Below are 12,204 nucleotides of genomic sequence, written 5' to 3' on the forward strand. Positions count from 1 at the left end.
CATACGCTAGCGCATGCTGCGCCGCGGTAGCAGGGATGGGATGATCGTCCGGTGTAGGCCGGGGCCCCTGTAGGAGCCGCCATGGCGGCGAGAAGCGCACGAAGCAGTGAAGCGGCGAGGTGTCGTGCCCTCGCCGCCATGGCGGCTCCTACAGGAAAAAGGCTTGAGTTATTTCTTCAAGGCTTTCGAGAATGCGTCGGCGAAGGCGCTGTTGGCGGGCGGCGTGCTCGCCTTCGGCGGCTGCGGCGGACGGCCGCCCTGACCGCCGCCGCGACGGTTGCCCCCGCCCGGCGCCTCGTCGCGCTGGGCGGGACGGCCGCCGCGGGCTTCGCCTGGCACGTCGTCCAGCCGCATGCTGAGGGCGATGCGCTTGCGCGGGAGGTCGACTTCCATGACCTTCACCTTGACGATGTCGCCGGCCTTCACCGCATCGCGCGGGTCCTTGACGAACGTGTGCGACAGCGCCGAGACGTGGACCAGGCCGTCCTGGTGGACGCCGATGTCCACGAAGGCGCCGAATGCGGCCACGTTGGTGACGCGGCCTTCCAGCACCATGCCCACCTTGAGGTCCTTCAGGTCTTCGACGCCCTCGGCGAAGCTGGGCGCCACGAATTCCGGACGCGGATCGCGGCCCGGCTTTTCCAGCTCCTTCAGGATGTCGCGCACCGTCGGCAGACCGAACGTGTCGTCGGTGAAGGACTCGGCCTTCAGGCCGCGCAGGAACGACGTGTCGCCGATCACCTGCTTCACTTCGCGACCGCACTGCTTGAGGATCCGCTCAACGACGGGATAAGCCTCGGGATGCACCGAACTGGCATCCAGCGGATTGCTGCCGCCGGTGATGCGGAGGAAGCCGGCGCACTGTTCGAACGCCTTGTCGCCCAGGCGCGGCACCTTGAGCAGGTCCTTGCGGCTGGGGAAGGGGCCGTTCGCGTCGCGGTGCTTCACCACGTTCTCGGCCACGCTGGCGGACAGGCCGGCCACGCGCGCGAGCAGCGGGGCGGAGGCGGTGTTCACGTCGACGCCGACCGCGTTCACGCAATCCTCGACGCGTGCGTCCAGCGCGCGGGCGAGCTTCACCTGGTTCACGTCGTGCTGGTACTGGCCCACGCCGATCGCCTTGGGTTCGATCTTCACGAGTTCGGCGAGCGGATCCTGCAAGCGGCGCGCGATCGAGACGGCGCCGCGGATCGACACGTCGAGATCCGGGAATTCCTTCGCGGCGAGTTCCGATGCGGAATACACCGAGGCGCCGGCTTCGCTCACCACGACCTTCGAAAGACCGAGGTCGGCGTGCTTGCGCATGACCTCGCCGACGAGCTTGTCGGTTTCTCGCGAGGCCGTGCCGTTGCCGATCGCGACGAGGTTCACGCCGTGCTGTTTCGACAGCTGCGCGATGCGTGCGATGGACTGGTCCCACTGGTTGCGCGGTTCGTGCGGATAGATCGTGTCGTAGGCGAGCAGCTTGCCGGTCGCATCCACGATGGCGATCTTGCAGCCGGTGCGGATGCCGGGATCGAGACCCATGACGGTCTTGGTGCCTGCGGGTGCCGCGAGCAGCAGATCCTTGAGGTTTTCGCCGAATACGCGGATGGCTTCGTCTTCGGCGCCTTCGCGCACGCGTCCGAAGAGGTCGAGGGTCAGGTGCAGGTGCAGCTTCACCCGCCAGGTGAGGCGCACGGTCTCGCGCAACCACGCATCGGCGGGGCGGCCGCGATCCACGATGTCCGCGCGCGCCGCGACGCGGCCTTCGCCCTCGGCGTGGCCCTGATCGGCGTCCACGCCGGGATTCAGGTCGATCTCGAGCACGCCCTCGTTACGCGCGCGCATCAGCGCCAGCAGGCGGTGCGAAGGAATCTTCGCGACCGGCTCGACGTGGTCGAAGTAGTCGCGGAACTTCGCGCCCTCGTTCTCCTTGCCGGCGACCACGGTGGCGCGGATCTGTCCTTTCTCCCAGAGCCAGTCGCGCAGCTCGCCCACCAGGGCGGCGTCCTCGGCGATCGTCTCCATCAGGATGGCGCGGGCGCCGTCGAGTGCGGCCTTGGCGTCGGCGACACCCTTTTCCGCATCGACGAAACCCGCGGCGAAGGTTTCCGGATCCAGCGTGGGATCCTCGCGCAGGCCGAACGCCAGCGGCTCCAGGCCGGCCTCGCGGGCGATCTGCGCCTTCGTGCGGCGCTTGGGCTTGTAGGGCAGGTAGAGGTCTTCCAGGCGCGCCTTGGTATCGGCGCCGAGGATATCGGCGCGCAGGGCGTCGGTCATCTTGCCCTGCTCGGCGATGCTGTCCAGGATCGCGGCACGCCGGTCCTCGAGTTCGCGCAGGTAGCGCAGCCGCTCCTCGAGCAGGCGCAGCTGGGTGTCGTCGAGGCCGCCGGTGACTTCCTTGCGGTAGCGTGCGATGAACGGCACGGTGGCGCCGCCGTCGAGGAGTTCCACCGCCGCGCGCACCTGGTCGGGCTTCGCGGCGATATCCTGGGCAATACGTTGTTCGATGCTCTGCATGGGTCTTCTTGTGACTTGCCGGATCGCCGATGATAGCAAGCACGGGAAGACCCCCGCGGAAGCGCGTCGTCGCGCGGAGGCCGCCCGCCTCAGGCGTCGAAGCTGCCCCCGTGGCCGCCGCGTGGCGCGGGTGCGGCCACCGTCTTATCGGCGCGGCCGGTCAACACGTAGGTGCTGGCCAGCAGGTCGTGTACGCCCTGCTTGCGCTGGGTAAAGGCGGCCGTGACGTAGAAGATCATCGGCACGAGGAAGGTGAATGCGTTCACGAGGCGGATGGCGTTGCGGCCCGCCGCACGCGCCACGCTGATGCGGCGACCCTCGGTATCGGTGACGCGGATGCCCACGGCCATCTTGCCGGGGGTGGCCTGCCACTTCGAGCTCTCGAAGAACGCGTAATAGACGAAACCGAGCGTCAGCAGCACGAAGGTGATCGGTTGGAGCGCGGCCGCGTAGGCCGCCAGCGCCGCCGCCTGGTCGTTCTCGAACTGGCTGAGCAGCGTGGTCATCGCCGCGCCAAGGCCCATGCTCAGGCTGATCACGGTGAAAGGCACCATCAGGATCAGGTAGTCGATCACCCAGGCGCCGAACCGCAGCCAGAAACCGGCGTACTCGGGTTCCGCCACATCGGTCACGCCCATGAAGGGCGGCGGTACGGGAGGCACGCTGCCCATGGCGGGGCGGTCGTCGGGGTACAGCTCGCCGAGCGGTCGCCAGTCGGTCATGCCTTCGTACCAGCCCAGCTCGTCCGGACGGCAGGTGCCGTCGCGCAGCCATTGCCGCACCTCGCCCTCTTCGTAAGGGCCGAAGCGCTCGCCGTTCCGTCCGATCCAGACCTGCATGGTGTTCCTTCCTAGCTCGATACCGGAATGATGCCAGATACAGAAATTGCAGGAGCCACCATGGCGGCGACGAGACCCTGCCTTACCGCTTCGTCGCCTCGTTGGCTTCTCGCCGTTATGGCGGCTCCCACAGAAACACTCAGGCGGCGCGGCGTTTCAGGTGGACCAGGAGCAGCGAGATCGCCGCGGGTGTGACGCCGCTGATGCGCGAGGCCTGGCCGATGGTGGTCGGCAACGAGCGCTTGAGCTTCAGCAGCACCTCCGCCGACAGCCCGCGGACGCGGTCGTAATCGAAGCCTTCGGGAATCGCGGTGGACTCGTGTCGGCGCTGGCGGTCGATCTCCTCGCGCTGGCGCTCGAGGTAGCCCGAATATTTCGCCTGCACCTCGACCTGGGTGGCCACCTCGGCGTCGTCCACGGGTGGCCCCAGCTCGGGCACCGAGGTGAGCGTGGCGTAGTTCATTTCCGGGCGGCGCAGCAGGTCGAGTGCGTGAGTTTCGCGGCTGACGGCCACGCCCACCGAGCGCTGGATGGCCGCGCCCAGCGCGTTACCGGGGGCGGCCCAGAGCCCGCGCAGGCGAGCGCCTTCGCGCTCGACGGCCTCGCGCTTCGCCTCGAGGCGATGCAAGCGTTCGTCCGACACGACGCCGCGGGCATGGCCCTGAGGCGTGAGGCGCAGGTCGGCATTGTCCTCGCGCAGGTGCAACCGGTATTCGGCGCGCGAGGTGAACATGCGATAGGGCTCGATCGTGCCGTTCGTGGTCAGGTCGTCGATGAGCACGCCGATGTAGGCTTCGTCGCGCCGCGGATACCAGGGCGCGTCGCCGCGCACGGCCAGCGCCGCGTTCATGCCGGCGACGAGGCCCTGCGCGCCCGCTTCCTCGTAACCGGTGGTGCCGTTGATCTGCCCGGCGAAATACAGGCCCGGGATGCCCTTGGTTTCCAGCCACGGATGCAGTCCGCGCGGATCGAAGTAGTCGTACTCGATGGCGTAGCCGGGGCGGGTGATGTGTGCACGCTCGAATCCGGGGATCGAGCGCACCAGCGCGTACTGCACGTCGAACGGCAGCGACGTGGAGATGCCGTTCGGATAGATTTCGAACGTGTCGAGGCCTTCGGGCTCCACGAAGATCTGGTGCGAGGTCTTGTCCGCGAAGCGGACCACCTTGTCCTCGATCGAGGGGCAATACCGCGGGCCGACGCCTTCGATCTGGCCGCTGTACAGCGGCGAGCGGTCCAGCGACCCGCGGATGAGATCGTGCGTGGCCTCGGTCGTATGCGTGATCCAGCAGCTGACCTGGCGCGGGTGGTGGGCAGCCGAGCCCATGAAGGAAAAATGCGGCATCGGATCGTCGCCGGGTTGTTCCTCGAGCACCGAAAAATCGATGCTGCGGCTGTCGATGCGTGGGGGCGTACCGGTCTTCAGACGGTCGGCGGCGACCGGCAGCTCGCGCAGTTTCGCGGCGAGTGTCGATGCGGGGGGATCGCCGGCGCGGCCGCCGGCGTACTGCGCCTGGCCGATGTGGATCTTTCCGGCGAGGAAGGTGCCCGCGGTGAGCACCACCGCCGGCGCATGGAAATCCAGGCCCATCTGCGTGCGCACGCCGGCGACGCGGCCGTCGATCAGGATGAGGTCGTCCACCGCCTGCTGGAAGAGCAGGAGGTTCGGCTGCGTCTCCACGATCGAGCGGATGGCGGCTTTGTACAGCGCGCGGTCCGCCTGGCAGCGCGTGGCGCGCACGGCCGGACCCTTCGAGGCGTTGAGCGTGCGCCACTGGATGCCGGCGCGATCCGCGGCGGCGCCCATGGCGCCGCCCAGCGCGTCGATCTCCTTGACCAGGTGCCCCTTGCCGATGCCGCCGATGGCCGGGTTGCAGCTCATCTGGCCGATCGTTTCGATGTTATGGCTGAGCAGCAGCGTGCGCGCACCGGCTCGGGCCGAGGCGAGGGCGGCTTCGGTGCCGGCGTGTCCGCCACCGACCACGATCACGTCGTAGGTTTCGTTATGCAGCATGGGTTCGATGGGCTTCGGGTGCCGGACCGACGATTTTACGCCCTTGCTCAACCCCTGGGTGGCATGGGTCGTGCTTGTTCCTGGATGCACTTCTTCCGGGCAGACGCTGCGCGATCATCCGCGCGCCGAGGCCGAACACAGGGGTTTGGCCGAGTGCCGGGAGAGGGAAGCGGGATGTGGGCACGGATGCCCCGTTCGGTTCATCCAGGCCACCAGCGTGGTCCTGGGAATGAGATCTGGCGCCCGGCGGTCTCAGGAACAGGGGGAATCCAGGATGACCGTGCTGCCGGGCGCCAGAAACCGAGTGACTGGCACGAAGAGCCGCGGCTTTGGCCGCGGCTTTCTTCGTTGAGCCAAAGGTACACTTTCCGAATGAACCGTGTGTGACTTTTACGTCAAAAAGGTGCTCTGTTTCGGCATTTGGTGACGCAGTGCGTCAGTTTTTGCTGAAAGACACCTACGAAAGTTCTGAACAGCGTCCCGGAAGTTACCCAAGCGCGACGCGAGCCAGGATGTCGGTGAGGTCGCGCGAGAGATCGGTTCGCGCGGCCAGGCCCGCCACCACCGCATGGGCCGCCTCCCTGCGCACCGGTTCCAGGCGCTTCCAGCCGTTGAAGGCCGTGGCGATCCGTGCGGCCACCTGCGGATTCAGCGCGTCGATCGCCACCAGGCGGTCCGCCAGCCAGCGGTAGGCGGCCCCGTCCGCGCGATGGAAGCCGGTGGGATTCGCCCGGGCGAAACTGCCCAGGAGCGACTGCACGCGATTCGGGTTTTTCAGGGTGAAGGCCGGGTCCCCTTCCAGCGCCTGGACGCGCGCCAGCGCTTCCGCGCCCGGCAGCATCGCCTGCATGGCGAACCACTTGTCGAGCGCGAGCGCGTTGCCGTCGTAACGCCTGCGGAAGTGCGCGATCGGCTCCTCCGCCGACGGCGATGCGTAGGTGGCCACGGTGGCGAGGGCGGCGAGACGGTCGGTCATGCCCGGTGCCTGCCCGTACTGGGCGAGGGCCCGTTCCGCGGCACCCGCCGGGTCCACGAGCGCGAGCAGGTCGAGCAGGCGGCGCTTCAGCTGGCGCTGTGCCTGGCTTGGCGCGTCCAATGCCGCGCTGGTCGCGGCCCTCAGCTGTTCGTAGCGCTCGCGCAGGGGCTCCGCGCCGATCCGTCGCGCCAGGGCCCGCAGCATCGCCTGGCGGGCGATGCGGATGCGTTCCGGATCGCGTTCCGCCTGGCGTTCGACCAGTTCGATCTCGCCCGGAGGCGTGAGCAGCTCGGCCAGCAACGCGTCGTCCACGCCGCCGCCGGCGAACAGGTCGGCCAGGGCCCGGGTCCAGGCCCGCAGCGCCGAGCCGTCCACGTTGCCGTCCCGGCAGTCGTCGTAAGCCAGCCCGGCGAGCTGCTGCCCCGCCTCCCAGCGGTTGAATCCGTCCGGATCGTGGCGGAGCAGGATGGCCAGCTCGCCGGGGAGGTAATCGCATTCCAGGATCACCGGCGCGGAGAACCCGCGCAGCAACGAAGGCACGGGCGCCGCGTCGATGTCCTCGAAGACGAAAGCGTGCTCCGCGCCGTCGAGCACGACCGTGCGCTCGGTGTCCCCGGCGCGATCCTCGCCTTCCAGGCGCAGCGGAAGCGCCGCGCCCGAATGGTCGAACAGCGACAGGCGCACCGGAATGGGCACGGCCTGCTTCGCCGGCTGGCCGGCGGTGGCGGGCGTGCGCTGGCGCAGCGTGAGACGGTAGCGCCGCTGCGCGGCGTCGAAGCGGCCTTCCGCGGTCAGTCGCGGCGTGCCCGCCTGTCCGTACCAGGCGAGGTACGGCGAGAGGTCCGCATCGTTCGCGTCGCCAAGCGCCTTGAGGAAATCCTCGATGGTGGCGGCCTGTCCGTCGTGCCGTGCGAAGTAGAGGTCCATGCCCTTGCGGAAGCCGTCGCGGCCGAGGTGGCCGGCCAGCATGCGGACCAGCTCCGACCCTTTCTCGTAGACGGTGGCCGTGTAGAAGTTGTTGATCTCGCTGTACTGCGACGGTCGCACCGGATGGGACAGCGGACCGGCATCCTCGGGGAACTGTGCGCGGCGCAGCAGCGCGACGTCTTCGATACGCTTCAGCGGGGCCGAATTCATGTCCGCGGAAAAGCTCTGCTCGCGGAACACGGTAAGCCCTTCCTTCAGGCTGAGCTGGAACCAGTCGCGGCAGGTGACGCGGTTGCCGCTCCAGTTGTGGAAATACTCGTGGGCCACCACGGCCTCGACGTGGCGGTATTCGTCGTCGGTGCTCGAATCGGGATCCGCCAGCAGGTACTTCGCATTGAAGATGTTGAGGCCCTTGTTCTCCATCGCGCCCATGTTGAAGTCGTGCGTGGCGACGACATGGAACACATCGAGATCGTAATTTCTTCCGTACGTGCGCTCGTCCCACTGCATCGAACGGATCAGCGAATCCATCGCGTAGCCGCAGCGGTCGATCACGTCGGCCTCGGCCCAGATGTGCAGGGCCACGGCACGCCCGTCGGCCGTGGTGTAGTCGTGGCTGATCCGCTCGAGACGTCCGGCCACCACGGCGAAGAGGTAACTGGGTTTCGGATGCGGATCGACGAAGCGCGCCCAATGCCGCCCGTCGCCCAGCTCGCCCGCGCCGTCGGGATTGCCGCCGGCCAGCAGGACCGGGAAGCGCGCCCTGTCGGCACGAAGCGTGACCGTGTAGCGGGAAAGCACGTCCGGGCGGTCGGGGAAGAAGGTGATGTGGCGGAACCCTTCGGCTTCGCACTGCGTCAGCAGGAAGCCCTTGTCACGACTGCCGGAGAGGTAAAGGCCTTCCAGTGCCGTGTTTTCCGCCGGCCGTATCGCCACACGCGTGGCGAGGGTGCAGCGGTCGCCGTCGACGGCGATCTCAAGGACGCCGTTGGCCAGGATGTATTCGCCCTCGCCCAGGCGCCGGCCGTCCACCGACAACTCGAGCAGTTCCAGCCCCTCGCCGTTCAGGCGCATGGGCTCGTCGGCCTGGCGGACCAGCTCGAGCGTGGCCGCGACCTCGGTCCGGTCGATGCCCAGGTCGAACGCAAGGTCCACCCGCTCCACGGTCCAGGCCGGCGGCCGGTAGTCGGCAAGACGGATGACGGAAGTAGGGGCGTCGGAACGATCGCTCATGGCGGCACAACGGCTTTGTTTGGTCTGAGGCAGGCTAACATGCGTCCGAATCCGTCAAAAGGAAGGCATCCATGTCTCGTTTCACCGTCACGCGTTCGAACCTGGGCGACCAGGAACTGGTGGTGCTGGTCGACGCGGACGCGGACCGCGAGGTTCGCATCGCCCGCCGCGGCGCCACCGTGCTGTCGATCGTCACCTGTCCGCCCGAGGCGCGGTGCGATATCGCCGACGGTTTCCGGGACGAGAAGGAACTGCTGGCGCACAAGGGATCGCGGTTCGCGATCATGGCGCCGTTCGCCAACCGGGTGAATGATGCGCGCTATACGTTTGAAGGAAAATCCTACGATTTGCAGCCGGGTGCCGTGGGTGCCGACCGCGCCATCCGCCACGGCTTCCTGCGCGGCGAACTCTTCGACATCCAGCGGGAGCATGCCAACGATGACCACGCGTCCGTCACGCTGTTCAGTGCGGCAATCAGACCGGGGGCCCATCCAGGCTACCCCTTCGCACTCGACGTGTCCGTCGCCTTCACGCTGGACGAGAAGGGACTGACCGTGGAGGCGAAGACGCGCAACGTGGGCGACCACGCCGCGCCGACCTTCTTCGGCTGGCATCCGTATTTCCGCCTCTCGGACAACCCGATCGAAGGCTGGGAGCTCCAGGTGCCGGCGGATACGGTGATCGCCACCGGGACGGACTTCATCCCGGTACCCGGGACGCGCGCATGGCAGGCGCTGGACAAGGCCGAGCGCTGGGTGGATTTCCGCAAGCCGCGCGCCATCGGCGATGCGGCGTTGAACCATACCTACGCGGACCTCCAACTCGACGCGGATGGCCGCGCACGCACGCGCCTGCGCGATCCGAAGAGCGGCTCGGGCATCGCGGTATGGCAGGAGAGGGGCGTCATGCTCGTCTTCACGTCGGATACCGCCGAACGCGATGCGCGCAAGTCCGTGGCACTGGAACCGATGGAGTGCATGGCCGACGCGTTCAATCGCGACGACTGCACGCCGCAGGTCACGCTGCCGCCCGCCCAGGAGCGCCGTTTCGTCTGCGGCGTCGAGTTCGACCGGTGAGCGCCCTTCCCAGCTTCGCGGAGATCCGCGACGCCGCCGCGCGGATCGCGCCGCATGCGGTGGTCACACCGGTGCTGCGCAGCGATCGCATCGATACGCTGGTCGGTGCGCCGATCGTCTTCAAGTGCGAGAACCTGCAGCGTGGCGGGGCCTTCAAGTTCCGCGGTGCCACCAACGCCGTGTGGTCGCTGACCGACGAGGAGGCGGTGAACGGTGTCGTGACGCACTCCTCAGGCAACCACGGCAACGCCCTCGCGATGGCCGCGCGCACGCGCGGCATTCCGGCGCACGTGGTGGTGCCGGACGGGGCGGTGAAGGCGAAGGTGGATGCGATCCTCGCCGCTGGCGCCACCGTCCATCGCTGCGCACCGACCACCGCCGCGCGCGAGGCGGCGGCGGCCGAGGTCCAGGCCGCCACCGGGGCCACCCTGGTCCATCCCTACGCCGACGCGCGGGTCATGGCCGGGCAGGGCACCCTCGTGCCGGAGCTGTTCCGCCAGGCGCCCGGACTGGATACGGTGCTCTTTCCCGTCGGCGGCGGTGGCCTTGCATCGGGATGCTCGATCGCGGCCCACGGCAGCGACCCCGGCATCGCGCTCTTCGGTGCCGAGCCGGAAGGCGCGGACGATACGGCACGTTCGCTGGAATCCGGGCGACGCGTCGGGCCATTCGTCGCCGATACCATCTGCGACGGCCTGCGTACGCTGGTCGGCGAACCGAACTTCCACGCGCTGCGCGACCATGGCGTCACCGTGCTGCGGGTGAGCGACGCGGAGGCGGTCGAAGCGATGAAGCTGCTGTGGAGCGAGTTGCGCATCGTCGTGGAGGTGTCGAGTGCGACCGTACTGGCCGCGGCCCTGCGTTATCCGGAGCGTTTCGCCGGGCGCCGGATCGGAGCGGTCCTGACCGGCGGCAACGTCGATCTGGACGCCTTGCCCTGGTGACCGAAGCCCATCGTGTGGGTGACGCCCAGCGTGGATGACAGCGCCTTGCGGTGCATCGGCCCCATGGACGCGCACAGGGGGCCGCGCTCCGAGCGGACATCGCCGGGATGGGGTGGGCGATAACCTCGCCTCTCCTTCCAGGAATGTTCACGGGGTGGCTATGCGTTGCGCATGGGCCGAGCAGAGCGACGCGGAACGCGTCTATCACGATACCGAATGGGGCACGCCGGTCCACGACGACCGGCTGCTCTTCGAAGGGCTGGCGCTGCGCGGGGTCCAGGCCGGCCTGGCGTGGCGCATCGTACTGACCAAGCGCGATGCGTTTCGGCGCGCATTCCACGGGTTCGACATCGCCCGCGTCGCCGCCATGAGCGATGCGGAACTCGCCGCGGTACGGGCCGACCGCGCCGTGATCCGCAATCGCCTGAAGCTCGACGCCATCCGCTCGAACGCGCGCGTCGCGTTGCGCATCGCCGAAGACGAGGGCTCGTTCTCCGCGTTTCTCTGGTCGTTCGTCGGCGGTGTGCCCAAGGTGAACTTCCATCGCGAGGGCGATTCCATCCCCGTCGTCGACGAGGCTTCCGATCGCATGAGCGCCGCCCTGCGGAAGCGGGGTTTCCGCTTCGCCGGCAGCACGATCTGTTATGCCGCGATGCAGTCGGTGGGCATGGTGGACGACCACGTACAGGCGTGCTTTCGTCGGTGCTGACGCCGTATTCACCGCGGCTGCACCGGCTTCGCGTTGCCATGCGCGCATGGCCAAGACACGGATCGGTATTTCCGGCTGGCGCTACGCCCCATGGCGTGGCGTCTTCTATCCGAAAGACCTCGTCCAACGGGACGAGCTGGCGTTCGCCTCGCGTGCGTTTCCAACGATCGAGATCAACGGCTCCTTCTATTCGCTGCAGCGTCCGGAAAGCTATCGCGCATGGTACGAGCAGACCCCGCGCGGCTTCGTCTTCGCCGTGAAGGGGCCACGCTTCATCACCCACAACAAGCGCCTCCGTCACATCGAAAAGCCCATGGCGAACTTCTTCGCCTCGGGTGTGCTTGCCTTGCGCGAAAAGCTTGGCCCGATCCTCTGGCAGTTCCCGCCCAACTTCCGATTCGATCCCGGCGTATTCGAGGACTTCCTCGCCATGCTGCCGCGCACGACGGCGGACGCGGCCAGGATGGGTCGGGGCCATGACGCACACCTCAAGCACGAGGCGTATCTGGAGGTCGGGCGCAACCATCGGCTTCGTCATGCGGTCGAAATCCGGCACGACAGCTTCGTCGATCCCTCGTTCGTCGCCCTGTTGCGCAAGTACGGGGTCGCCTTCGTCGTCGCCGATACGGCGGGCAAGTTCCCGCGCTACTTCGACGTGACGGCACCGTTCGTCTACGTGCGCCTGCATGGCGACAAGAAGCTTTATGCAAGCGGCTACGGCGACAGGGCGCTCGACGATTGGGCCCGGCGCATCCGCGCATGGCGCCGCGGCGCGCAGCCGGCCCGCGATCCGCGCATCGCCCGATCCGCACCGCCGAAGCGCGCATCGCGCGACGTCTACGTCTATTTCGACAACGACATGAAGGTCAAGGCGCCACGCGACGCGCACACGCTGATCGCGACGCTCTGAACGGGTTGCCCGAGGTGGCTCCCACAGAAGCGCTGCCGGATCGGGGAATATCGAGAAGTGTCCAGATCCCGCGT

Annotated in this window: 8 protein-coding genes; 4 read left to right on the forward strand and 4 right to left on the reverse strand. The window is 68.0% G+C overall.

The annotated features are described in order from the left end of the window. Positions 1–168: 168 nt before the first annotated feature. The 4 genes from HBF32_RS17650 to pepN all read right to left on the reverse strand — a co-directional run bounded on the left by HBF32_RS17650 (position 169) and on the right by pepN (position 8,491). Positions 169–2,502, reverse strand: a complete 2,334-nt coding sequence (locus HBF32_RS17650; protein WP_166701126.1) for a Tex family protein — start codon at positions 2,500–2,502, stop codon at positions 169–171. Positions 2,503–2,591: 89 nt separating this feature from the next. Then, the gene (locus HBF32_RS17655) at positions 2,592–3,341 is read right to left on the reverse strand and encodes an RDD family protein (protein WP_166701127.1); all 750 of its coding nucleotides are present in this window, start codon (positions 3,339–3,341) and stop codon (positions 2,592–2,594) included. Between the two features lie 139 nt (positions 3,342–3,480). Then, the gene (gene mnmG / locus HBF32_RS17660; RefSeq protein ID WP_166701128.1) at positions 3,481–5,355 is read right to left on the reverse strand and encodes a tRNA uridine-5-carboxymethylaminomethyl(34) synthesis enzyme MnmG; all 1,875 of its coding nucleotides are present in this window, start codon (positions 5,353–5,355) and stop codon (positions 3,481–3,483) included. A gap of 487 nt (positions 5,356–5,842) precedes the next feature. After that, positions 5,843–8,491 carry an aminopeptidase N gene (gene pepN, locus HBF32_RS17665; RefSeq protein WP_166701129.1) on the reverse strand — a complete coding sequence of 883 codons (2,649 nt, stop codon included), beginning with the start codon at positions 8,489–8,491 and terminating at the stop codon, positions 5,843–5,845. Positions 8,492–8,562: 71 nt separating this feature from the next. On the opposite strand from pepN, the gene HBF32_RS17670 reads away from it, so the two are divergent. The 4 genes from HBF32_RS17670 (at position 8,563) to HBF32_RS17685 (ending at position 12,130) form a co-directional block, all read left to right on the forward strand. Continuing rightward, complete coding sequence (locus tag HBF32_RS17670; RefSeq protein ID WP_166701130.1) at positions 8,563–9,567, forward strand: aldose 1-epimerase; 1,005 nt, start codon at positions 8,563–8,565, stop codon at positions 9,565–9,567. Then, on the forward strand, positions 9,564–10,511 hold the full coding sequence (locus HBF32_RS17675) for a pyridoxal-phosphate dependent enzyme (RefSeq protein WP_166701131.1): 948 nt from the start codon (positions 9,564–9,566) through the stop codon (positions 10,509–10,511). The genes HBF32_RS17670 and HBF32_RS17675 overlap by 4 nt, the downstream gene beginning before the upstream one ends. Before the next feature lie 160 nt (positions 10,512–10,671). Next, a complete protein-coding gene (locus HBF32_RS17680) occupies positions 10,672–11,220 on the forward strand; it encodes a DNA-3-methyladenine glycosylase I (protein ID WP_166701132.1) in 549 nt (182 codons plus the stop codon). A gap of 46 nt (positions 11,221–11,266) precedes the next feature. Further along, on the forward strand, positions 11,267–12,130 hold the full coding sequence (locus HBF32_RS17685; protein ID WP_166701133.1) for a DUF72 domain-containing protein: 864 nt from the start codon (positions 11,267–11,269) through the stop codon (positions 12,128–12,130). The last annotated feature ends 74 nt before the right edge of the window (positions 12,131–12,204 follow it).

Source organism: Luteibacter yeojuensis, assembly GCF_011742875.1.
GTDB classification, from domain to species: domain Bacteria; phylum Pseudomonadota; class Gammaproteobacteria; order Xanthomonadales; family Rhodanobacteraceae; genus Luteibacter; species Luteibacter yeojuensis.

Excerpts from the sequence above, each read along its gene's own strand:
- HBF32_RS17680 (WP_166701132.1), top strand. The coding sequence starts at position 10,672 with ATGCGTTGCGCATGGGCCGAGCAGAGCGACGCGGAACGCGTCTATCAC.
- pepN (WP_166701129.1), bottom strand. The coding sequence starts at position 8,491 with ATGAGCGATCGTTCCGACGCCCCTACTTCCGTCATCCGTCTTGCCGAC.
- mnmG (WP_166701128.1), bottom strand. The coding sequence starts at position 5,355 with ATGCTGCATAACGAAACCTACGACGTGATCGTGGTCGGTGGCGGACAC.
- HBF32_RS17685 (WP_166701133.1), top strand. The coding sequence starts at position 11,267 with ATGGCCAAGACACGGATCGGTATTTCCGGCTGGCGCTACGCCCCATGG.
- HBF32_RS17650 (WP_166701126.1), bottom strand. The coding sequence starts at position 2,502 with ATGCAGAGCATCGAACAACGTATTGCCCAGGATATCGCCGCGAAGCCC.
- HBF32_RS17670 (WP_166701130.1), top strand. The coding sequence starts at position 8,563 with ATGTCTCGTTTCACCGTCACGCGTTCGAACCTGGGCGACCAGGAACTG.
- HBF32_RS17655 (WP_166701127.1), bottom strand. The coding sequence starts at position 3,341 with ATGCAGGTCTGGATCGGACGGAACGGCGAGCGCTTCGGCCCTTACGAA.